Genomic DNA, 21,309 nt, shown 5'->3' on the forward strand with positions numbered 1-21,309 from the left:
TTATCGATGCACGGCGATGGTGGGTCATCGCTGAGCCCGGCACGGATGATTCGAAGTTCGACGCTGGGATTCCAATCTGAAGCGGTGGCTCCCGACATCTTCGGTAGGGGGCCATCTAGGTGATGGCCATAAGCTGCTTGTGATCCGCGACTTCGGCGAGCAGCCAATCCTGAAACAGGCCGGTGCCTGGTTTGTTGCCGATGCTGCGACGCTGATGCAGGTAAATGCCGGCCGGATAGGTGTGGCGGGCACGGAACGGGGCGACCAGTTTGCCTTGCTGCAGAAAATCTTGCGCCATCATCGTGTCCGCGAGCGCTATTCCCGCGCCATTGATCGCTTCGCGCATGATCAAGGTGCAATCATCCAGTGTTGTGCTGGATTTTGGCGTCGTTTCCAGAACGCCTTCCTGCTCCAGCCAACGCTTCCATCTCATGGTTTCGCATTCATGGATCAGATGATGATTGACCAGATCGGCCGGCGATCGCAGCGGCACAGGCCCCTCCAAAAGCGAAGGCGCACAGACCGGCGTCAAAAGCAGCGGGATCAGCAGCGTCAAAGCCGGGCCGGCCTTGTAGACGAACTCGTCGACAATGGCCAAATCGAAGTTGGCGCGCTTGCCTGAAGTGGAAATCTCCAGATCCACCGACGGATGCAACCGGCGAAAGTTCGGCAACCGATCCGCCAGCCAAAGGTTCAGAACGGTGGGCACGCACAAGACCCGCACACGTTGGATCTTGCCGTGGCGCGACCCCTCGGAGAGGCTGACGTCATCGGTGGCGCGCCAGATGGCTTCGAACGCCTCCGAGAGGCTGCGCGCATAGTAGGAGCCCCTTATGGTTGGGGTTATCTGGCGAAAACCGCGTTCGAACAGGTCCTGGCCGAGATTTCGTTCAAGCGCGCGGATGTGGCGGCTGACAGCCGAGGGTGTCAGATGCAGTTCTTCCGCCGCGTCCTTGACGCTGCCGAGGCGAGCGGCGGCCTCGAAAGCGCGCATGCCATTGAGTGAGGGAAGGGCCATTGGCCGATCATGAATTGTCAGTTGAGTTTTTGTCAATCGACATGGGCAGAATTCGCGTTTGATCGCCTGCCCCGTTAGGGGATACCCAGAAGGCAAGAGCAATTAAGTCGTCTCAAGAAAGCGACTGTTTGGGGACCGGCATTATACCACGAACGGCGGAGACCGGCTTGACCAGTCTCCACCGGGGCGAGCGAAGCGTTGCTCGCTACCGGCTGGTATTGCCGCAATTGGAGAGAGCGCCAGCCTATGCCTCAATCGCCAGCGCCGGTCTTCGAGACCGCGGACGAGATTTCTGCGGAAACCTCCGTCGTCGTGATTTTGCAAACTGCCCACACGGGCTTTGGCCCGCGGGCAGTCGCCCTGGATGCCGAGATGAGCGGGATCCTCTCTCGCGCCTGCTCCGACCCGGCCGCCTTGGCCGAATCCGGCACCTGCATCGATCTTATTGCTCCTCAGGCCGTATCGATTAAGCGCGTGGTCGTCCTGGCCTTGGGCAAAGCTGAAACCGTAACCGCCCTGTCATTGGCACGCGCCGGCGGTTTGCTTGCCGCGCATCTGGAGGGCAAGGGAGAATGCGCGGCCACCCTGGTCCTGGACCCCATCGCCGGCGTTGACCTGCCCGGAGCCGAAATCCTGGCGCGTGTCGCGCTTGGCATGCGGCTGCGCCGCTATCGTTTCGACATGCGCAACCGGCGGCAAGGAGCAGGAGCGGATCGAACCTTGCGGGTGCAACTGGTCGGGGCCCGCGGCCCAAATCTGACTGCGGCGCTGGCGCGGATCAATGCCATCGCCGACGGTGTCGAATATGCGCGGACCTTGGTCAACCTGCCGCCGAACCATCTCCATCCCGACAATTTCCATGATCATCTGGAGCCGCTGCGTGAAGCCGGAATCGACATCGAAATGCTCGATGCCGCGCAACTGAAGGAGCTCGGCATGAACGCGCTTCTTGCTGTTGGATCGGGCTCGGCGCGCCCGCCCCGGGTCGCTGTCCTGCGTTACCGGGGCAAGGGTGCGCCCGCTCAACCACTCGCTTTCGTCGGCAAGGGCGTCTGCTTCGATTCGGGAGGCCTCTGCATCAAGGGCGGAGCGCAGATGTTCGACATGAAAGCCGACATGGGCGGAGCGGCCGCTGTGGTCGGCCTGCTGATCGCGCTCGCCCGGCAAGGCAGCCCGGTACACGTTGTCGGTGTTCTCGGCATCGCCGAGAACATGCCATCCGGCACCGCGCTCAAACCGCGCGACATCATCACGACGGCGTCCGGACAGACCGTGGAAGTGTTCGACACGGATGCGGAAGGACGCCTGCTTCTGGCCGACTGCCTCCACTATGCAGCCACGCGCTTCAACCCTTCGGTGATCGTCGATCTGGCGACGCTGACCTATTCGGTGACGCGTGGCCTGGGCTCGATATTCGCCGGCCTGTTCAGCACCGACGATGCCATCGCGTCACAGATGATCGCGGCCGGAGAAACGGTCGGCGAACGGTTCTGGCGGCTGCCGCTCGACCGGGCCTATGATGAGGGTCTGCAATCGCCGTTCGCGGACCTCAGGCATCATGCCAAGGACATGGAGGACGGCGACGCTCCCTATGCCGCGGCCTTCCTGCGCCATTTCACGGAAGATCGCCCCTGGGTGCATCTCGACATCGCCAGCAAGGAACTGACCGACACCGATCGGCCTCTCGGCAGGCAAGGTGCCACGGCATTTGGCGTGCAGATGCTGGAAGAGTGGGTGCAGGTCACCCGCAACATGAGTTAGGCCCCCGTCGTCACGGACAAATACAAGATGCCTTCAACCGCACTGGGAACTGGGATGTCATCTGAGATCATCGGCATGGAAGGACGGGGCGCCTTCGGTGCCTACGAGACCTGGTATCGGGTCAGTGGCGAACTCGGTGGCGAAAAGGCGCCGGTGGTGATCCTGCATGGCGGCCCGGGCGTCGCCCACAATTATGTCGATGCCTACAAGCTTCTTGCGCGCAGGGATCGCGCCGTCATTCATTATGACCAGTTGGGCTGCGGCAATTCCACCTTGCTGCCTGAGAAAGGCGCCGATTTCTGGACACCTGGGCTGTTCATCGACGAGCTTGAAAACCTGATCGACCACCTCGGCATTCGGGCGGGCTTCCACGTGCTCGGCCAGAGCTGGGGCGGCATGCTGGGCGCCGAATATGCCGTGACGCGGCCGAAGGGTCTGAAATCGCTGACCATTGCCAACTCACCGGCGTCCATGAAGCTGTGGGTCGAAGAGGCCAACCGGTTGCGTGCGGATCTGCCCGCCGATGTGCAGGAGACTCTGACCTGGCACGAGCAGGCCGGCACGACGGACGATGCGGCGTACCAGGCGGCGACGATGGTGTTCTACGAGCGGCATGTCTGCCGGGTCGTGCCTTTCCCGCCCGAAGTCACGGAAAGTTTCGCCCAGGTCGTGCGCAATCCGACCGTCTATAATCTGATGAATGGGCCGAACGAGTTCCATGTCATCGGAACGCTGAAGAACTGGAGCATCGTCGAGCGCCTGCCGGCCATCGAGGTTCCCACATTGATCATCTCCGGACGTCACGACGAGGCCACGCCCGCGACCGTGCAGCCCTACAAGGACGGCATCAAGGGGTCTCGCTGGGAGATATTCGAGCATTCCAGCCACATGCCGCATGTCGAAGAGCAAGATGCGTGCATGCGGGTGGTGGGAGACTTCCTGGACCACAACGATAACTGAAAAAAGGGGAATCAAGACGTGAAGAAACTGCTTCTGGCGGCAACAGCCGCGGCATTGCTGGCCGGTACATGGCTGGCCCCGGCACAGGCCGAATATCTCAAGGAGCACCGGGGCGGCACCATCCGCCTGCTGGCCCGCTCCGCGGCCGGAACGCTCGATCCGCACATCAATTACACGGACCAGGGCTGGCAGATGTACCAGCCGATCTATGACGGCCTGGTGGCCTTCCGCAAGGCCGAGGGCATGGCCGGCTTCACCATCGTTCCCGATCTGGCCGAGGCGTTGCCGCAGGTCAGCAATGACGGCAAGACCTTCACCTTCAAGCTGCGCAAGGGCATCAAGTTCTCCAGCGGCCAGGATCTTGGCGTGAAGGACGTCGTCGCTTCCTTCCAGCGCATCTTCAAGGTTTCCGGACCCACCTCCGGCACGTTCTATGCCGGCATCGTCGGCGCCGACAAATGCCTGGCCGACACCAAGAGCTGCACGCTGGAGGGCGGCGTTGTCGGCGACGAGGCGGCCGGCACCATCACCATCAACATCACCAAGCCGGATGCAGAGCTGCTCTACAAGCTTGCCTTGCCCCATGCCGTGGTTCTGCCGGCGGATACGCCCGCGGAAGACATGGGTTCCAAGCCTATTCCCAGCACCGGCGCGTACACGATCTCCGCCTTCGATCCCAACAAGGGCATGACGGTTTCCCGCAACCCCAATTTCAAGCAGTGGAGCGAAGAAGCCCAGCCGGACGGCTATCCGGATGTCGTCCAGTATGATTTCGGCTTGTCCGAAGAGGCAGCCGTCACCGCGATCCAGAACGGCGAAGCGGACTGGATGTTCGACGCTCTGCCCAGCGATCGCCTGGGCGAACTGGGCAGCAAATCCATGGACCAGCTGCACATCTCACCGCTTTCGGCGTGGTGGTACGCGCCGCTGAACAACCGTCTCGCACCCTTCGACAATGAAAAAGCCCGCCAGGCCGTTGCCTATGCGATCGATCGCAACACGCTGGTCAAGCTGTTCGGCGGCAAGGTGCTGGCTTCGCCGGTCTGCCAGGTCCTGCCTCCGGACTTCCCCGGCCATGAAGACTATTGCCCCTTCACCAAGAATCCGGGCGCCAAATGGTCGGCTCCTGATCTCGACAAGGCAAAGCAGCTCGTCGAGGACTCCGGCACCAAGGGCCAGAAGGTGACGATCATCGTCGAGGACACCGCCATTTCGCGGTCCATCGGCGTCTATCTGCAGAGCGTGCTGACCAGCATCGGCTATGTCGCCGACGTCAAGCCGATCTCGTCGAACATCCAGTTCACCTACATCCAGAACACCAACAACAAGGTGCAGATGTCCGTCACCCAGTGGTACAAGGACTATCCTGCGGCCTCGGACTTCCTGAACATCCTGTTCAGCTGCGCCTCCTTCCGTGAAGGTTCGGACGCCTCGATCAACATCGCCGGCTTCTGCGACAAGGAAATCGACGCCAAGATGCAAAAGGCATTGGACCTCGGCGTCACCGATCAGAAAGCCGCCGACAAAATGTGGGCTGAAATCGACAGGCAGGTCACCGACAAGGCACCTGCCGTCGGCCTCTTCACGCCGAAGCGGCTCGACTTTGTCAGCAAACGTCTCGGCAATTTCAAGTTCAACCGGCAGTTCAACTGGATGATCACCCAATCCTGGGTACAGTAATGGCCTGGGTGCAGTAACGAACCGCGGAGAGGCACGCGCGTGTCGAACCAAGCTGTCACCATGCCGCGCAAGACGCGAGGGCCCTGGGCCGTCGCGTTTGCGAAGCTGGCAACGGACGGGGCTGCCATGGCGTCCCTGGCCGTGTTCCTCCTCATCGTCCTTGCCTGCCTCAGTGCGCCTCTTTATGCGAAATGGGCAGGCGTGGATCCCTTCGCCTCGACGCTCGACGCCGTCATCCAGATCGACGGTGCCGACGTTCCGGTGATGGAACAATCGACGGAAGGGCTGGGGCTTGGCTACACACCGCTCGGCCCGACCTGGCGGCTGGGCAATTATTTCCTCGGCGCCGACAGCCAGGGCCGCGATGTCATGGCCAGGATGCTCTATGGCGGGCTGAGCTCGTTGTTGATCTCCGGAGCAGCCACTATCTTCACCCTGATCCTGGGCACGGCGGCGGGATTGATCGCCGGCTATTTCGGCGGCGTCACCGACACGGTGCTGTCGCGCTTCCTCGACATACTGTGGGCGTTCCCGATCTATCTGCTGGCGATTTCGCTCTCCATCGTCACCATCGCGCATGGCATCACGATCGGTCCGATCCAGATCGAGTCCGGCAGTCTGTGGCTGCCTGTCATCATCATCGGCATCGTCTACGTGCCCTATGTGGCCCGCCCAATCCGCGGGCAGGTTCTGGCACTGCGTAAAAGCGAGTTCGTGCTGGCCGCGATCAATCTGGGCGTGCCGGGGTGGCGCATCCTGTGGCGCGACATCCTGCCCAACGTCACCACCACGCTCATCGTCTTCGTGCCGCTGATGATGGCGCTAAACATGCTTACGGAATCGGCCCTTTCCTTCCTTTCGATCGGCGTGCAGCCACCCGCAGCGAGCTGGGGCACCATCATCCAGGACGGACAGGCGCTGCTTTACACCAGGCCATTGGTGGCGCTGGTGCCGGGGCTGGCGATCGCGGTTTCCGTCATGGCGCTCAATGTCTTTGGCGACGGCCTGCGCGACGCGCTTGATCCGCGCTCCAAGGTTCGGCTGGGGCGCGACTGATGATCTACGCCATCCTGCGCCGTTTCGGCCAGATGCTGTTCGTGATGTTCGGCATCTCGGTCATCGTCTTCCTGATTTTCTTCGCAACGCCGGGCGCCGACCCGGCGGCGCGGATCGCCGGCCGCAATGCATCGCCCGAAGTGCTGGAGGCGGTACGCCACAGCTTCGGCTTCGACCGGCCGCTCTACGTGCAATATGTGACGATGATGGAGAAGATCTTCGTCACAGGCGACTTGACCTCCTTCGTCAATCGTGGCTGGAAAGTGGTGCCGGCGGTCATGGATTCGATCCCGGTCACGCTCTCGCTGGTGTTCGGAGCGGCGATCCTGTGGGTGGTCGTCTCCATCATCATCGGCATCGCCGCCGCCGCCACGCGCGGCAGCTGGCTGGACAAGCTGCTGATGGCGCTGGGGCTGCTCGGTATTTCGATGCCGGTGTACTGGCTGGGCGAAGTGATGAACCTGATCACCCAGAGCCGCTACCACGACAGCTGGGCGTTCTCCTGGGTGCCACCGCTCGGCTACAAGAATTTCTCCGACGATCCGAAGGGCTGGTTTCTGACCCTGGTCATTCCCTGGATCACACTGTCCATTCTCTATATCGGCATTTACGGGCGCGTGCTGCGCGCGGCAATCATCGAATCGCTGCAGGAAGACTATATCCGCACGGCCCGGGCCAAGGGGCTGTCGGAAACCCGCATCCTGCTGCGCCATGCCTTGCGCACGTCGCTCATCGCCTTCGTCACTCTGTTCGGCCTGGATTTCGGCGCGCTGGTGGGAGGCTCGGCCTTGCTGACAGAGGTGGTGTTCGGGCTGCACGGCATCGGCAAGCTCACTTATGACGCTCTGCAGAATCTCGATCTGCCGATGATCATGGCGACGGTGATGTATGCGTCCATGTTCGTGGTTATCGCCAATGCGGTCGTAGATTTCGTCTACATCCTTCTCGATCCGCGCCTGAGGACATCATGATACTGTCGGTGCGCGACCTCAGAGTTTCCTTCCGCACAAATGATGGCCTGGTGCGGGCCATCGATGGCGTTTCCTTCGACCTCGAGGAGAGCGAGATCCTCGGTGTCGTCGGTGAGTCCGGTTCCGGCAAGACCGTGTCGCTGCTGGCCGTCATGGGTCTCATCACCGATCCCAACGCCACCATCGAAGGGTCGATCCGCTACAAGGGCCGCGAACTCGTGGGACTGCCCGCACGCGAACTCAGGCGGCTGCGCGGCAACGAGATCGCGATGATCTTCCAGGATCCGATGACCGCATTGACGCCTGTCTACACGATCGGCTGGCAGATCGCCGAACAGATCCGCGCGCATCGCAACATCAGCAAGTCCAAGGCGATGGAGCGCGTCGAGGAACTGCTGGCCGAGGTGAATTTTCCGAACCCGCACGAGGCGATGTCGCGCTACCCGCACCAACTGTCCGGAGGCATGCGTCAACGGGCGGTGATCGCAATGGCTTTGTCCTGCAATCCGGCGCTGCTGGTGGCTGACGAACCGACCACGGCGCTCGACGTCACCGTACAGGCCGGTATTCTCGATCTGGTGCGCAAGCTGCGCGCGACGCACAAGTCGGCGGTCGTCTTCATCACGCATGACATGGGCGTGGTCTCCGAACTCGCCGACCGGGTCATGGTCATGTATGCCGGCCGCGTGGTGGAGCGCGGCAGTCGCGCGGAGCTGTTTTCCGATCCGCGACACCCCTATACGCGCGCGCTGCTGGGTTCGATCCCGCCGCTGACCGGCGAAAAACCACGGCGCCTGCCGGCCATTCCCGGTTCGCCGCCATCATTGCTGCGACTGCCGCAGGGCTGTGCGTTCGGTCCGCGGTGTCCAGTTCACTACGAACCCTGCGAGGCCGGCAAGCCCGATCTCGGGAGCGGCACCCATGCCGCGGCATGCTTCAGGGTGGCACAGGCATGAGCGGACCGATGATCGACAAGGACCGCCCAATCCTCGAGACGCGTTCGCTGGGCAGGCGCTTTTCCATCGGCAGCCGCTTTTCTGCCGAGGGCAAGCGAACCGTCCATGCGGTCGACAATGTTTCCCTGACCGTGTGGCGCGGCGAGACGGTTGGGCTGGTCGGCGAATCCGGATGCGGCAAGTCCACGCTGGCGCGCTGTCTGGTGAGGCTCTACGACATATCGGACGGCGAGCTTCTGTTCGAAGGCAACGACATCACCTCGAAGTCGCTGTCTGAACTCAGGCCGCTGCGGCGGCGCCTGCAAATGGTTTTCCAGGATCCGTCGGCATCGCTCAATCCGCGCCGGCGCGTCGGCGACCTGGTGGCCGAGCCGCTGCGCATCCATGGCAGGCTCTCGTCGAGCGAGATCACCAAACGCGTGGCGGAACTGTTCGACCTTGTCGGCTTGCTGCCGGATCACGTCATGCGGTTTCCGCACGAATTTTCCGGCGGACAACGCCAGCGCGTCGGCATCGCGCGGGCTATTGCATTGAATCCGGACCTTGTGGTCCTGGACGAACCCGTCTCTGCGCTCGACGTGTCGGTGCAGGCGCAAATCGTCAACCTGCTCGCCGATCTGCAGGAGAAGCTCAACCTCACTTACATCTTCATCGCCCACGACCTGTCTGTGGTACGTCAGGTTTCAACCCGCATCGCGGTCATGTATCTCGGCTCGATCGTCGAAGAAGGGCCGGCGGAAGAAGTGTTTGCAGCACCAGCCCATCCCTATAGCCAGGCGCTGATCTCGGCGGTTCCCGTCGTGGAGACGACGCCCGGTGGGACGCGCAAGCGCATCATCCTCACCGGCGACGTACCGAGCCCGCTGAACCCTCCAACCGGCTGCCGTTTCCATCCCCGATGCCCGATCGCGGCGGAGCGCTGCCGTTCGGAGCGGCCGCAGTTACGGGAATACCGGCCCGGTCGCAAAGTCGCCTGCCACTTCCCCACGATGTAGGCGACACTCACCACCGCACGGGTGATCGCCTTCGCCTGACAGATTTCTAAAAAATTCCATTTTTGCCTGGAACCAACTGGCTATTGGCGCGTTTGGTGGGGTTCGATCGAGCGCATTGCGGTCGACCGGGAGGAAGCGATGGATCAATTGCATTTCTTTTCGCCCGTGCGGATTTCGCGCGGGCAGGGACACCCTTTGGAAGAAATCGATAGTGTTGCCGAAGCCATGATGTTCTTGCGGAAATGGCCGACGGGACGGCGCGGTCCGGTTTATCAGTGCGCGCTGAATTGTTGCTCGGCCGCCTTGTCGGGCCAGATGTCGGCCGAGGAAGCAAGGAAAGCGTTCACCGGCTTTGCCCGCATCACGCGTCTTCTCGATGACGACATGGCGTTGCCGGTGCCCGGCGAAAGCAAGGCAAGCGTGCACGCGCTGCGGCGATAGGCTGTTGTCCTGACGGTCCTACAAGGTCTCGCGCTGCAGCGGGCCGGGCTCTCGTTGTGCAATGCGCTCGGATGGCGCGTCGAAAGTTCGTCCTGTATGGCACACTTCACAGCGGACGGTCGTCGATCATGCTTACTTCAGTCACGAGCTTGCGGCGAAGCGCCATCGTGTAGTCGTCTGGCCCCTTCGGCGTCATGACGAAGGCCTGGGAACCGCCAATGACCGATTCTGCAAAATAGGATGCCAGAGGTTCGTCGGGACTCTCATCCTCCGTCGGGATGGCGATGGCATTGATCGTATATCCCTTGGCTATGGCGTTCGACCTGCTCGGTTGGACGGGAAGCCCGTCGTTGTTCTCGCCGTTGGAGGAGATATCGATGACTTTCTTGGCTGCCTTTCCCGGAAACTGGTCGAGCAGGAGACTGCCGATGTCGATAGCCGAGGAAACGGATGTTCCGCCTCGCCCTCTGCGGATGAAGCCGGTATCGCCTTTCCTGCTGATCACCGCAGCCGCCGCTTTGGCATCTTCCAGTCCGCAGATGCTTGTCCACGGCAGCACGATGCGCGCGTGTCCGGGGCTCGACCATTCAAAGTAGGCAATGCCGATGCAGCCAACGTAATTCCGGCTGATGGCGGCGATGATCTCTGGCGAGGTGAGTGCCGCGGCATGTCCCTCGCGTTGCATATCGGCGATCTTTGGATCGATTGACGACGAGAAATCGACCGCGAACACGATAGCGACGTCAACGTTCGCGGCATGGGCAGAGATCGCCCAAAACATCGAAGCTGCGACTATTCCTGTCACTCTCGAGATTGAACTGACCGGCGTCAGAATGCCCCAACCTTTCGTCCGTACCCGTTCACGAAAGGATAGGGGGCCGGCGTCCTGATGATATACACTGCCAAACATGTCATTCTCCATCTCGACATCCGGTCGTTTCAAAAAGCGAGCTCAACATGTGGAAATTTGGCGGGGCGCCTTGGCACCCACCCCGAACAGCAGCAGATCGGCCTTGGTCCACAAAAGATAACAGCCGAGCAAGGTCAGTGGCATGGCGAGTGCCGCGAAGGACCCGCCCGACCAGACCTCCGGCAGAGCTCGGCCGAGGGCGACGGTCGTCGCCAGCATTGCCGGCAACCGGCTGGCGAGCACCGCACTGCGGAACGGATCGGGCCAAGCGGCCGGCCACATCGGAATTGGCGTGCCGGGCCTGTGGAAGGTGCTGCCGAATTTGCCCAGGGCATGGAGCAGGCCAGAGGTCGCCGCAAGCAATGGATCGCCGAGCAGCAACAGGGCAATACCGAGTCCGATCGCACCCAGACCCGACAGGAAGTCGCCCAGACGGTTGAGGGTGGGATCGGGAGCATCCGGCCTTGCCCAGGCCCGGTGATAGGCCTCGCCGCCCCAGAAGAAGACCAGGGTGGTCAAGGTCAGCGCAACAGTGCCATGGCTGCCGGCGAAATATTCGATCACCGCCATGGTGACGCTGCTTCCCTCATGCAAGCCGACCGGCGCGGTAGCAATCTGGATCGCGAGACCGACAATGAGGCCGAGCGCGTTACCGCTGTTGTAATAGCCGCCCGGTCCCTTCATGCGGGCGCGAAGCGCCGAAACCAAATGTGCGATAGGAAGAAGGATCGTCCGCGCGTCCATCACTGCGCCCCCACGACAAGTCCTGCCGCCATCGGCAAGGCCACCGCCGCCTGGCTGATCGACGCCACTGGCCCCGTGTCGGGCGGCAGCCGTGGCCGGAATAGGTTTCGCATCACCGGCAAGGGTCATCACATTCCTCCACTGGACCTGAATTGTTGGGGTGACGATCGCCTGCCCAATTTGCGGCGGCAGCTGCAAAGGCAGGGGCCCCGTCGGAGGGTTGAACCGAAGCGGTTCGCAAGGACGTGCGTGCCTGCGGCGCTCGGTTCGACAGTGCCACGGACAGGATCGCACCCAGAATGATGGCGGCACCCAATGCGCTCGCGGACGAGCTCCGCTCGCCGAGAAAGATCGCCGCGCCCAGCGCCCCGAAAACGCTTTCTGCGCTGACGATCACGGCGGCGTGGCTGGCCGGCGTAAAGCGGAGGGCAACCGTCTGTATGCCGAAGGCAATCGCAGTGGAGAACACGCCGAGGATCGCCAGTTCCGGGCCGGCTGCGAATGCGGCGGCCAACGACAGATTGCCTTGCATTGCGCCGAGCGGCAGGGCGAAGGCTGCGGCGCCGAAGAACTGTGTCGCGGCTGCGGTGAACGGCCGCGCATGCACCTGCATGTGCCGGCCCAGCTCGACTGCCCAGAGCGCATAGCAGGCAGCCGAGAGGACAGCGGTGAGATCGCCACTGCTGAACCCGGCAATCCCATCCGACAACAGCAGTGCGCCAACAACGGTCAGCCCGGCGGCGACCGTGAGACTCGCTGTCGGACGCTCGCCTGCGAGAAACCAGGCGGCTAGCGGTGTCATTACCGTTGCCGTGCTGACCAGGAAGCTCGCATTGGTGACGGAGGCACTGATATAGCAAAGCTGCTGGAGCGTGATGGAGATGGCAAACAGCGCGCCCACCTTGGCCAAGCTGGAAAAATAGTCCGGCCCGAGCGAAAGCCGCCTCTCCATCAAGACAAAGGGCAGCACAAGCAGCCCGCCGATCAGGCAGCGCAGACCCACCGCACTCAGCGCATCGAGATGTACAAGCACCATCTTTTGCGAGACATTGCCGAAGCCCCACAAAGCGGCTGCGAATAACAGCAGCAGATTGGCTCTTGTCCTGGACACGCGTCCCCCTCGAACCAAGCCTTTCGTTGACTTGGTCACTTTAATTAGCAAAGCCTAAATAGCCTGCCGTTACGGCAGCGCTTGAGCGCGAAGGCCGACTGTTGCGAAGCGTTAGTTTTGAGTTAGGATTTCGTCAGGCTGGGATAGCAAATGCAAAGTGAGGATAGCGCCGCTGCAAATAGAATCTCACTCTTCGGCGGTTTCCGGATTGAAAATGAAACGGCCGGTCCGCTTCGGCTGACCGGGAAACGAGGGCCGGCAATCATCGCCTATCTGGCCCGGTGTCCGGGCATGGCGGCGACGCGGGAGAGGCTGGCTGACCTCCTATGGGGCGACAGCGACGGCGAACATTCCCGCAACAGCCTTCGGCAAGCCCTCAGTGTCCTGCGCCAGGATCTGGCGCGAGAGGGGGTGGATCTCATCCATTCCAGCGGGGAGTTGATCGCCCTGAGGCCAGAGGCGGTTCAAGTCGACGTGGAGAAGTTCGAAACGGGTCTCTCGGCCCGTTCCGCTCAGGACCTCGCGAAGGCCTTGGCGAACTACGCCGGGCCCTTCCTCGACGGGCTTTATCTGGGAAGCAATGCGTTCGATGACTGGATCACATCGGAACGCGACAGGCTGCTTAGCCGTGCGCTTGAGTCCTTCGAAAAGCTGGCCCGTCTCGTCGACCCCGATGCAGGGCTGATCCTAGCCGATCGTATTTTGGCCATGGAACCGACACGGGAAGAATCCTATCGGCTCAAGATGGAATTGCTCCTTGCATGTGGCCAACGCGACAGGGCAATCAGGACATACGAAGCTTGCAGAAGCATGCTGAAGAAGGAGTTCGGCGTCGAAGCAGGCCCTGAAACGCGGGCGCTTTGGCAATCTCTGTTGCTTGCCGCCGACGACGCCTCAAATGTGCAGTCGACAAGTGGTGTTCCGGCCAGCCAGCGCCTTGGGCGCCCGTCCATCAGCGTTGCCGACTTCGTCAATCTGACCGGAAAGCAAGGCGACGACTTTTTCGCCAAGGGACTTGTCCAGGACATCACGACGGCCCTCTCCGAAGTGGCCGACTATGTCGTGCTCGCCGCGCTTCCGCCCGAGAAGAGCGGCCCGGGCGAAGAAGCCAAGACGCCAGGGATACTCCGGGCGCGATATATGCTCAGCGGCAGCGTCCAGAGATCCGGCAATGGGTTGAGGGTGAATATCCAGCTCGTCGACGCCGCCGGCGGCCACCACGTCTGGGCCCAGAAATTCGACGGCCACTCCGAAAACGCGCTCGAATTCCAGGACAGGATCGCACAGTCTGTTGTTCTTGCCGTGATCCTCGAACTTCAACTGACCAACTGGAAGGTTCGAGACAAAAGCCCGCCGGGTACCCCTGAAGTGCGCAGGCTGGTCAACGAAGCCCTCATGAAATATTTTGAGATGACTCGGGACTCGCTTTTGGTGGGGGTAGAGCTTGCCGAGAAGGCTTTCTCGATAGGTCCCGACAACGCCCGTGCAAAGCGGACGCTCTCGATCGTAATATCCATGGGCGTGGCGTTTGGCGCGCTGCCTCGGGAGCGTGGGGTGATCGAGCGTGCGGTCGAACTCGCGGAAGCCGCGGTGCGGGCGGTACCGGACGATGAAATTGCCCGATGTATCTTGTCGTTCGCTCTCGAAAGTTGCGGTCGTATCGACGAGGCGATCGCCGAATGCCGCCACGCGATCAGCCTCAACCCAAGCTACCCGACTGGCCACGGCGATATTTCGATGCTCTTTGCGTTGCGCGGGCAGGTCGACGAAGCGGTGCGCGAGGCCAACGAAGCAATCCGGCTCGGAACGCACGATGTGATCGACTTCTGGCGCCACCACGGCCTGGTTGTGGCGCTCTTCGCTGGCGGAGACAACCAGCGGGCGCTCGAAGCCGCCCGCAAAGTGGTCAGGACAAAGCCGGGCTTCGTTCGCGGTGCCCTTTATTGGGCCGCGACCGCGTCGGCCACCGGGAACAACGAAGAAGCGTCCCGAGCCATCCACCATTGCCTGTCACAACTTCCGCATCTCAATCTGAGCAATGTCTGCCCTGGCTTTGTGCCGCGCTATGTGAAGGATCATCACCATTCCCGGTTCCTTGAGATGCTGTCGAGGGCTGGCCTTCCCAGTTCCTAGCCACATCTTTGGCGCAGACACCATCATACGAAACTGGAGGGTTCCATCCTCCGCCCAGGCATCGAAAGCAGATGACGCGTTGGCAATTCCGGCCAGGTCGACCTATAAGCTACCCCTGCGATTGAGCTAGTCGCGCCGCACGCCGTCGCGCCAGCCAGTCATCCGCCGAATTTGCGGCTTGGCCTATCATGGCACGTGATAGAGTTCATACGATACGATTTAACCTATTGAAGTTACTAAATATGCAAGAGTATCAAAGGTTTAGGATAGCCATAGCCCCGATGATGGACTGGACGGACAATTGAGCAAAATCAAATAATTATGGGAGATCGTGTGCAAAAACTGCACACGAAAGTTCTGCTTCTCTTCCATTTTCGTTCCTGCGATGGAGAGGCCGATTGGCCTCATGAGGCGCTTTTTTTGGGCGGCTCCTGCCCATCGGACGACGCTCGTCGCCAGCGCACCCGTGAGTAGCCGTGGGCGGCTCTGCTGCTATGTTGCCTGAGTCGAGTCAGCCTAACTGCCAGCGCAGATCTTCCGCTTCGCTATCGCGAAGAAGATTTTGACCGGTTCGCGCGGTCTTCCAGCGCTGTCAGTTTGGGTTCGAACGTCGCAGGGATGTGGCCGCTATCGCCTACATTCACGACCGTGCCGCTTGGTGCAGGCGGCGCCAAAGTCGTACCGCGATACCGTTGAACGACGCCGGCTATCCGCTGCCCGTCGCTTTCAATGTGGGTGTTGTTGCTGTTTGGGTTGAAGGGATCGACGGTCTGCAGAAGCCCGTTGGCGGGTTCGCATCGCCGGCCGCAAGCGTCACCGAATCATAGTTGTTCAAATAGTCAGCCGCGCAGCCCGAAATTAGAACCGCCACACAGTAGAAAAACACGAACGCCAATGCATGTAGGTATCCCCCGACACCAACCCGACCATGCACAGTTTATGATTTGTTGTCGCAACATGAAGGCTACCGCAGGAGCTCAGGAAGGGAACCTTTTCCAACATCGAAGTTTGGAAGCGCTTGATCTCGTTCAGATTGTATTGCGTGAGTGGCTGGAAACGAACGGCCTATCTGCCAGTCTGGATGATTGACGAGGAAGGCGAGACGGACGGCAGCGCTTAGGCTTCGTCGATCCACGCCATACCTGTGGAAAGTAACCGGCTATTTACTATCCGCGGGCAATCTGAATGAAGTTCGCCCGCATGGCGCCTAATGTGCTGGTGCGTCAGTGAAGACGCCCCCCGCCAAATGGCAGCGGCCGACGCTTTCAAGTACATCCGCCCCCCAGTATGCGTCGGTCGCTTGCCCCTGGACGCAGGGGCAACATCATACAATGGCTGGAATGAATGGCGCCGGGTCTCCGCAGGCGCAGCAACTTTGCTACAGGTGTGACTTCCTAGCTACATACAAAGTTGCAGGCTCATCGGTATAAAGCGCTTGGTGATTTTGATGGGGATTTCATGAAAGCTTTTTTGCTTGCTTCATTTGTTGCGCTTTCGGCGGCTCCGGCTATCGCCGCCGATATGATGACCGCTCCTGTCGATACCCCTGAATGGACCTGGCAAGGGCCATACGCCGGCGTGTTCGGCGCCGGAACGTTGGAACACTACAAGATCTATGAGCCGGGTGCCCAGGCTGGCGCAACGCACAACGTCGGCTCGGCAACGGTCGGCGGCTTTGCCGGCTATAACTTCCAATCCGGCAAGATTGTCTACGGCGTCGAAGGCGAGCTTGGCTACCGCTTTAAGAAGAACACCTTCGACGACATTCCAGGCCCAGGTGTTCTCGACGCCTCCACAGGTTTGTTCGGATCCGTAAAGGGTCGCGTTGGCATGGACATGGGAGCCTACATGCCGTTTGTCACGGCTGGTGTAACCGCCGCAAAGCTGAAGACGTTCTATCCAGGTGGAAACGCCGAGCGGGATGCAACTTTGGTCGGTGGTATTGTTGGAGCAGGCATCGACGTCGCTCTCACACACAACGTGTTCTTGCGAGGCGAATACGACTTCTCCTTCTTCGGCAAGAAGTCGCTTGAATATTGCGGCGGCGGATGCACGCTGGAACACACGCTTCAGACGCACGATTTCCGCGTCGGCATCGCGATGAAATTCTAACTGTTCAGCGCGTCTCCGACGTTGACGCGCTCCGCAGGAATAGCAAGACCAAGGTCCAGCTTGCGAACGGCCTTCCGCGGGCGCAATGTCGCCAAGAACCCGACGGCCAGGGGTCTGGATCGCAAATAGTTCGCGGTTCAGGCCCTTCCTCCGTTTGGGACCATGCTATGCGGGCTCCTCTGCCGGGTGCTCCGGCCTTTGTCGTGCAGGGCCGGTCAAATTCCACCGGATGCATTCGACTTCCCTCCCAGTAACTTCCCGCACGGCCTTTAACAGCACCTCATGCAAGATGCGTGTCTGCCTGTAGTGGTCGCAGTGTGGCGATATGAACGGCTTGACGATGCCTTAGGTGCAGCGCTTCCGCTGCCCCCAAAAAGCGCTCGATTTCAGCCTGTGATAACTGCTTTGAGGGTTTTGACCTTGCCATGGTAGCGAACTCCGTTTGAGGGGGATCGCCGCAACGGGAGGATTATATTCCTCACTCGGACCTGGATGGCAAGGGTTATTCGGCCAAGCTGCCTTCCCGGTGGTGCATCGCCTTGAAGATCACCTCAAAGTCGCTGTCGACCTCCTCGTTGATCTCGTCGGCACCGATTCCCTCACGATCCGCAGGAGATTTCATCATTTCGTCAGTGAGGTCGCTAACCGCCACTGGATCATCAGTCATCGTGTTGGGCAGGTGCTCTGCCATCCACCGATCGAGAAAGTTGATGCTGCGTGTGCTCATCAAACGATAAGTTCAAAGTGCACATCAGGTTCCGCTACTTGACCCGTGAGACGGCCGCACCAGACTCCAGTGCATGGCTAGGGATCTCAACATCGGCGATGAGGTGGCGATCGACGCCACCATTATTCGACGCGTCACTGACGACAGGATCAGCGTGTCAATACCGACCTACGGATTTCCCCATTCCGTTCGGGATAGCACCACGAAGGTGGTCAAAGGCCAGACCATGGAACTGATCGGCAGCGTCACACGGGTCGAGAAGGACGCCGTAACCGTCAGCCTGGGTGGCCCGGTGGTGACGGTCGCGCTTGATGTTGTGCGGCTGGTGACGCCCACAGTGCGTTAGTCAGCCAAGGACCATCCCAGCGAATACCACAGTGAGGAGCAGTGATACCGGAACGGCTAGCAGACAGCACAGCTCAATGGTCTTGTTATCTTGCCGCTTGTCCATCACCGCCTCGCATTGTTCGCTGTGATTTTGACGAAACGGGGTGGCCAATGGAAGCGGATCCGCGCGCGATGCGTTAGAGATGCTGTGGGTGGTGTATATTAGCAACACCTTGAGCGACCCTGCTCTTCCTCCCTGAAACCTGCAGTGAAGCGTGCCGCAAGTCTTCTTCGCCGCGCAGGTGCTTCACACGGCCGATCAGCCCCGGCTTGGCCCACCGCGTCGCCGCCGCTTCATGCCCTTAGGCGCCGTGCCTGGGCGCTCCTGGACGCGTTGCCACAGCCGCTCGCCGGCAGCGGCTCACTGAACTGGATGCATGCGGCCGTCGGGCTCGATCATACTGGCAAGGGCCTCGCGCCGCTCCTCCAGCGCCATGTCTCGCAAATCGGGGCCGTGCTCGGCACCGGATTCCGTGATCGCACCATATTGGCGCAGTCTGGTATTCATAAAGGTGGCCCTATATGGAGCCCATCAACTTCCTCTATTAACTCGGCAGGGCTAAAGTCTTGTGCCGAACCTACTAAGGTCTGACGTTACCGCTTTGGTTCCGGTATTGGACACCAAGAGAAAAAAGCCCGCCAGCCGCGAGGCCAGCGGGCAGTTCTCATGGGGAAAGCACTGAATGGGAACGGTGCAACTGCCGAAGTTCGACAGCGCGGTTTTGTTCCACCATCCGTGAACCGGCCTGGCGAGCCGGCGGGCATCCCGCCATGTCGAGATGGGCTTAGTCCGACGTAGCAGGACCCGAATCCACGACTTGCGCCACATCAAGCCGGCTCGTTGGCGGATCATAATTGTCGGATTCGTACGAAGCAGAGTTCTGTACGATTCCAACCCTTTAACTTTGTACACCCGTGTTTTGTAATTCGGCGGCAGAGGGGACGCCGTGCATCAGTTCGCATTTCACTGTCAATCGCGCGCCAGAGGGCGTACGTTTTCCAAATCGTCTGCACGTGTTTACGGGCGCGGACGGCAGGGAGATTGGAATGCTCTTGCCCCAAGCGGGACTGAGCTATGACCAATCCACAGAACGATTCCTATAAAAACGAATTGCTGCGTCGGCTTAACCCTGGTGACCTGGGGCTTTTGCAGCCACATCTTGAGCGATGTGCCCTCAATTTGAAAATGAACCTGGAGAAAGCCGATTCCGACATCGAGACGGTTTACTTTCCGGAGGACGGCATCGCTTCTGTGGTCGCGACCGTTTCAGGCAAGGAAGCTGAGGTTGGGCTCGTCGGATTTGAGGGAATGACTGGTGCGGCGCTCGTGATGGGCGCGGACTATGCGGCGCATGATTGTTACGTCCAGTCGCCGGGCAACGCCTTGCGGATTGGAGCGGAGCCATTCAAGGCGGCTCTTGCGAACAGCCCAACGTTGCGCCTCTTCCTGTTACGCTATGTCCACTACTTCCACATCCAAACTGGCTATACGGCCCTGATCAACGCAAAATCAAACCTTGAAGAGCGTTTGGCGCGATGGCTTCTGATGTGTGACGATCGGGTCCACGGCGAACGCCTCGCGATCACCCACGAATTTCTCGCCGTCATGCTTGGAGCAAGACGGCCAGGGGTTACAGTTGGGCTTCAAATGCTGGAAGGACGCGGGCTCATCTATTCTCGGCGAGGCGAAGTGCGTATTAGGGACCGCAGCGGCCTTGCGGCTTGCGCAAATGGCACCTACGGCAAACCAGAGACCGAATACGTTCGGCTCGTAAAGACCATCCATGCCGAATGTAAACCACTGCTGTAGACCGCCATGCCAAAGCTATCCGACCTTGAACCTCTGATCCCCAGCGGTGGACAACGAGGGCGGATTGTCCGCTAACCACTTCGCAAGAGAGTTGAGGCCCGCTCATACAAACATCCAGGATGCCAGTAGCAGGGCGCATAAGGATGAGGTCAGGGCAGCGGCAGCAAGAAGCACCCCGGCGCTATTCTGCCATTGTGCCGGTGGCTCGTGCACCAACCTGTTTGACGGCGGCTGATTGTCATTCATCACGCTGGGGCAAATCTGAGAACAAGGACCCGCTAGCCAGGGTAGCGGTTTGCGGGTCCTTTCAGCACAGGAAGGGACGTAGCTGTGCCGATTTCACGACTGAAACAACAATCATTTCGTACGGGTTGTTCCGGCTAAATCTGGCTGTAGGACCATTGCGTTTTGGGGACGGACTTTGGTCCGTCGCTATTGAGACTGAAGTCCCACAAGGGAACGTTGGGCGCGGGGCTGTGTTTCCGTGGTCGGCACAGAACGTGCACGTCAATCGCCCACTCTCAACCGGACCAAATAAGATGATGAACCTTGAAGTCGAGACGTCGCAAGCGCTCGTGGCGCGCCTGGCTGATCTCCAGGCGAGAGTGCGGGCAGCACGCGACTTCGCCGACATGCAGCAGGGTGGGGCGCCGTTAGAGGGTGGTGAAGACATTGGCGAGCGTCTGCAATGGACGGGCTCGGCCCGGCTTCGCGCGGGTTATGCTGTTGGGCGGTTTCTTCCATACATTGCTGGCGGCCTAGCACTCGCCAGAGCAGAGATTTCCTATCAAGACAGAAACGGCAGATCGTCGTTGGGTACCCAAACCCTTGAAGGCTGGACGATTGGAGCCGGCATCGACTATTTGTTTTCTAACCATCTGATTGGACGAGCGGAATATCGCCACAGTGACTTCGGCACAGACAACTTCAAAATGGGAGTCCCTACGACTTGAGCCTAGCAACTGACGAAGTTCGTTTCGGTCTGGCTTACAAATTCTAGATTTTAGGCCGCGTTTCGATTCACCCACCCCGCAGCACGCGCCAGACGTCATGCCATTATGCGGTGACGAGCGACGCCAGCGCGGCCGCTGCCATGCCCGTGGCGCCGAGCGCACCAACCCCCATGAGTTTCCACCCGACAAGCCGTTGGAGTTGGAGATTTACGTCACCAGCCGGAACGCGTTGCGGTTGCGAATGTGGTCGTTGAAATAGCGCCCCTTGGCAAAGGCAGCTTTGAACGCGGTGAAGGTCTCAACCGGTACGTCCAAAAACCCGTAGTGCTTCCCGCTGGCTACAAACCACACTGAGAGGACCGTGGTGTTCGGATCATATTCGAATTTGCGTATCGAGGTCGACGGCAATGGTGCACCAGGATTTGCCGGCCGAAGTCAGCGGACGGATATGGCCCGCCACTGAGAAAGCAAGTGACGCTCGGTAAGCGCTGTTCTCAGGCCACGGCCCTGAGTTCGGGAGCCGGGATGTAGGCCCAGGGCAGCAGGTCGTCGATCTGGCTGTTCGGGTGGCCATTGACGATCCT

The 21,309-nt window shown here is 60.5% G+C and carries 20 protein-coding genes and 1 pseudogene; 13 read left to right on the plus strand and 8 right to left on the minus strand.

The features are described 5' to 3' along the window. Positions 1-115: 115 nt before the first annotated feature. A complete protein-coding gene (locus NKI66_RS24830) occupies positions 116-1,018 on the minus strand; it encodes a LysR substrate-binding domain-containing protein (RefSeq protein ID WP_023813924.1) in 903 nt (300 codons plus the stop codon). Positions 1,019-1,264: 246 nt separating this feature from the next. Here NKI66_RS24830 and NKI66_RS24835 point away from each other — a divergent pair, with 246 nt between their 5' ends. The 8 genes from NKI66_RS24835 (at position 1,265) to NKI66_RS24870 (ending at position 9,838) form a co-directional block, all read left to right on the plus strand. Then, positions 1,265-2,779: a leucyl aminopeptidase gene (locus tag NKI66_RS24835; protein WP_023813925.1), complete on the plus strand. Its 1,515-nt coding sequence runs from the start codon at positions 1,265-1,267 to the stop codon at positions 2,777-2,779. A gap of 54 nt (positions 2,780-2,833) precedes the next feature. After that, entirely contained in the window at positions 2,834-3,739 is a 906-nt protein-coding gene (locus NKI66_RS24840) for a proline iminopeptidase-family hydrolase (RefSeq protein ID WP_352753313.1), read from the plus strand. Positions 3,740-3,757: 18 nt separating this feature from the next. Then, positions 3,758-5,419, plus strand: a complete 1,662-nt coding sequence (locus tag NKI66_RS24845) for an ABC transporter substrate-binding protein (RefSeq protein WP_352753315.1) — start codon at positions 3,758-3,760, stop codon at positions 5,417-5,419. A gap of 39 nt (positions 5,420-5,458) precedes the next feature. Beyond that, positions 5,459-6,475, plus strand: coding sequence for an ABC transporter permease (locus tag NKI66_RS24850; protein WP_023813928.1), 1,017 nt, complete (start codon positions 5,459-5,461; stop codon positions 6,473-6,475). Next, entirely contained in the window at positions 6,475-7,446 is a 972-nt protein-coding gene (locus NKI66_RS24855; RefSeq protein ID WP_023813929.1) for an ABC transporter permease, read from the plus strand. The genes NKI66_RS24850 and NKI66_RS24855 overlap by 1 nt, the downstream gene beginning before the upstream one ends. Next, positions 7,443-8,402 carry an ABC transporter ATP-binding protein gene (locus tag NKI66_RS24860; RefSeq protein WP_013531724.1) on the plus strand — a complete coding sequence of 320 codons (960 nt, stop codon included), beginning with the start codon at positions 7,443-7,445 and terminating at the stop codon, positions 8,400-8,402. The genes NKI66_RS24855 and NKI66_RS24860 overlap by 4 nt, the downstream gene beginning before the upstream one ends. Positions 8,403-8,410: 8 nt before the next feature. After that, positions 8,411-9,397 (plus strand): ABC transporter ATP-binding protein, encoded by a 987-nt coding sequence (locus tag NKI66_RS24865; protein WP_502900966.1) that lies wholly within the window; start codon positions 8,411-8,413, stop codon positions 9,395-9,397. Between the two features lie 138 nt (positions 9,398-9,535). Beyond that, positions 9,536-9,838: a DUF982 domain-containing protein gene (locus tag NKI66_RS24870; RefSeq protein WP_352442414.1), complete on the plus strand. Its 303-nt coding sequence runs from the start codon at positions 9,536-9,538 to the stop codon at positions 9,836-9,838. 106 nt (positions 9,839-9,944) lie between these two features. Here NKI66_RS24870 and NKI66_RS24875 read toward each other — a convergent pair whose 3' ends face one another. Genes NKI66_RS24875 through NKI66_RS24885 form a run of 3 tightly spaced genes read right to left on the minus strand, consistent with a single transcriptional unit; the run spans position 9,945 to position 12,603 of the window. Then, on the minus strand, positions 9,945-10,760 hold the full coding sequence (locus tag NKI66_RS24875; RefSeq protein WP_502900177.1) for a DUF1194 domain-containing protein: 816 nt from the start codon (positions 10,758-10,760) through the stop codon (positions 9,945-9,947). 30 nt (positions 10,761-10,790) lie between these two features. After that, positions 10,791-11,621, minus strand: a complete 831-nt coding sequence (locus NKI66_RS24880) for a hypothetical protein (RefSeq protein ID WP_352753321.1) — start codon at positions 11,619-11,621, stop codon at positions 10,791-10,793. Next, complete coding sequence (locus tag NKI66_RS24885; RefSeq protein WP_023813935.1) at positions 11,605-12,603, minus strand: DMT family transporter; 999 nt, start codon at positions 12,601-12,603, stop codon at positions 11,605-11,607. Before NKI66_RS24885 ends, NKI66_RS24880 begins: the two co-directional genes overlap by 17 nt. Positions 12,604-12,753: 150 nt before the next feature. Between NKI66_RS24885 and NKI66_RS24890 the strand changes: the two genes are divergently transcribed. Beyond that, positions 12,754-14,736, plus strand: a complete 1,983-nt coding sequence (locus NKI66_RS24890) for a BTAD domain-containing putative transcriptional regulator (protein WP_352753323.1) — start codon at positions 12,754-12,756, stop codon at positions 14,734-14,736. Between the two features lie 1,458 nt (positions 14,737-16,194). After that, positions 16,195-16,848, plus strand: a complete 654-nt coding sequence (locus NKI66_RS24895) for an outer membrane protein (RefSeq protein WP_352753326.1) — start codon at positions 16,195-16,197, stop codon at positions 16,846-16,848. 165 nt (positions 16,849-17,013) lie between these two features. On the opposite strand, the pseudogene NKI66_RS24900 reads toward NKI66_RS24895, so the two are convergent. Both NKI66_RS24900 and NKI66_RS24905 read right to left on the minus strand, forming a co-directional pair. After that, positions 17,014-17,275, minus strand: a pseudogene (locus NKI66_RS24900) (hypothetical protein). 75 nt (positions 17,276-17,350) lie between these two features. After that, the gene (locus NKI66_RS24905) at positions 17,351-17,575 is read right to left on the minus strand and encodes a DUF768 domain-containing protein (RefSeq protein WP_352753328.1); all 225 of its coding nucleotides are present in this window, start codon (positions 17,573-17,575) and stop codon (positions 17,351-17,353) included. A gap of 73 nt (positions 17,576-17,648) precedes the next feature. On the opposite strand from NKI66_RS24905, the gene NKI66_RS24910 reads away from it, so the two are divergent. Further along, positions 17,649-17,921 carry a hypothetical protein gene (locus NKI66_RS24910; protein WP_352753330.1) on the plus strand — a complete coding sequence of 91 codons (273 nt, stop codon included), beginning with the start codon at positions 17,649-17,651 and terminating at the stop codon, positions 17,919-17,921. Between the two features lie 402 nt (positions 17,922-18,323). Here the strand turns inward: NKI66_RS24910 and NKI66_RS24915 are convergent, their stop codons facing one another. Beyond that, positions 18,324-18,470 carry a hypothetical protein gene (locus tag NKI66_RS24915; RefSeq protein ID WP_352753332.1) on the minus strand — a complete coding sequence of 49 codons (147 nt, stop codon included), beginning with the start codon at positions 18,468-18,470 and terminating at the stop codon, positions 18,324-18,326. A gap of 567 nt (positions 18,471-19,037) precedes the next feature. Here NKI66_RS24915 and NKI66_RS24920 point away from each other — a divergent pair. Together NKI66_RS24920 and NKI66_RS24925 are read left to right on the plus strand one after the other, a co-directional pair. Then, positions 19,038-19,772, plus strand: a complete 735-nt coding sequence (locus NKI66_RS24920) for a Crp/Fnr family transcriptional regulator (RefSeq protein WP_352753334.1) — start codon at positions 19,038-19,040, stop codon at positions 19,770-19,772. 539 nt (positions 19,773-20,311) lie between these two features. Continuing rightward, positions 20,312-20,725 (plus strand): outer membrane protein, encoded by a 414-nt coding sequence (locus tag NKI66_RS24925; RefSeq protein ID WP_352753336.1) that lies wholly within the window; start codon positions 20,312-20,314, stop codon positions 20,723-20,725. Positions 20,726-20,932: 207 nt separating this feature from the next. Here the strand turns inward: NKI66_RS24925 and NKI66_RS24930 are convergent, their stop codons facing one another. Continuing rightward, positions 20,933-21,076, minus strand: a complete 144-nt coding sequence (locus NKI66_RS24930; protein ID WP_352760991.1) for a KTSC domain-containing protein — start codon at positions 21,074-21,076, stop codon at positions 20,933-20,935. Positions 21,077-21,309 lie beyond the last annotated feature (233 nt).

Source organism: Mesorhizobium sp. M0518, assembly GCF_040321125.1.
Lineage (GTDB): Bacteria > Pseudomonadota > Alphaproteobacteria > Rhizobiales > Rhizobiaceae > Mesorhizobium.

What these genes read in the sequence shown, in the direction of transcription:
- NKI66_RS24835 (WP_023813925.1), top strand. Translation starts at nt 1,265, where the DNA reads ATGCCTCAATCGCCAGCGCCGGTCTTCGAGACCGCGGACGAGATTTCT.
- NKI66_RS24875 (WP_502900177.1), bottom strand. Translation starts at nt 10,760, where the DNA reads ATGGAGAATGACATGTTTGGCAGTGTATATCATCAGGACGCCGGCCCC.
- NKI66_RS24905 (WP_352753328.1), bottom strand. Translation starts at nt 17,575, where the DNA reads ATGAGCACACGCAGCATCAACTTTCTCGATCGGTGGATGGCAGAGCAC.
- NKI66_RS24840 (WP_352753313.1), top strand. Translation starts at nt 2,834, where the DNA reads ATGTCATCTGAGATCATCGGCATGGAAGGACGGGGCGCCTTCGGTGCC.
- NKI66_RS24890 (WP_352753323.1), top strand. Translation starts at nt 12,754, where the DNA reads ATGCAAAGTGAGGATAGCGCCGCTGCAAATAGAATCTCACTCTTCGGC.
- NKI66_RS24880 (WP_352753321.1), bottom strand. Translation starts at nt 11,621, where the DNA reads ATGACCCTTGCCGGTGATGCGAAACCTATTCCGGCCACGGCTGCCGCC.
- NKI66_RS24870 (WP_352442414.1), top strand. Translation starts at nt 9,536, where the DNA reads ATGGATCAATTGCATTTCTTTTCGCCCGTGCGGATTTCGCGCGGGCAG.
- NKI66_RS24855 (WP_023813929.1), top strand. Translation starts at nt 6,475, where the DNA reads ATGATCTACGCCATCCTGCGCCGTTTCGGCCAGATGCTGTTCGTGATG.
- NKI66_RS24860 (WP_013531724.1), top strand. Translation starts at nt 7,443, where the DNA reads ATGATACTGTCGGTGCGCGACCTCAGAGTTTCCTTCCGCACAAATGAT.
- NKI66_RS24865 (WP_502900966.1), top strand. Translation starts at nt 8,411, where the DNA reads ATGATCGACAAGGACCGCCCAATCCTCGAGACGCGTTCGCTGGGCAGG.
- NKI66_RS24910 (WP_352753330.1), top strand. Translation starts at nt 17,649, where the DNA reads ATGGCTAGGGATCTCAACATCGGCGATGAGGTGGCGATCGACGCCACC.
- NKI66_RS24925 (WP_352753336.1), top strand. Translation starts at nt 20,312, where the DNA reads ATGATGAACCTTGAAGTCGAGACGTCGCAAGCGCTCGTGGCGCGCCTG.
- NKI66_RS24915 (WP_352753332.1), bottom strand. Translation starts at nt 18,470, where the DNA reads ATGAATACCAGACTGCGCCAATATGGTGCGATCACGGAATCCGGTGCC.
- NKI66_RS24920 (WP_352753334.1), top strand. Translation starts at nt 19,038, where the DNA reads ATGACCAATCCACAGAACGATTCCTATAAAAACGAATTGCTGCGTCGG.
- NKI66_RS24895 (WP_352753326.1), top strand. Translation starts at nt 16,195, where the DNA reads ATGAAAGCTTTTTTGCTTGCTTCATTTGTTGCGCTTTCGGCGGCTCCG.
- NKI66_RS24830 (WP_023813924.1), bottom strand. Translation starts at nt 1,018, where the DNA reads ATGGCCCTTCCCTCACTCAATGGCATGCGCGCTTTCGAGGCCGCCGCT.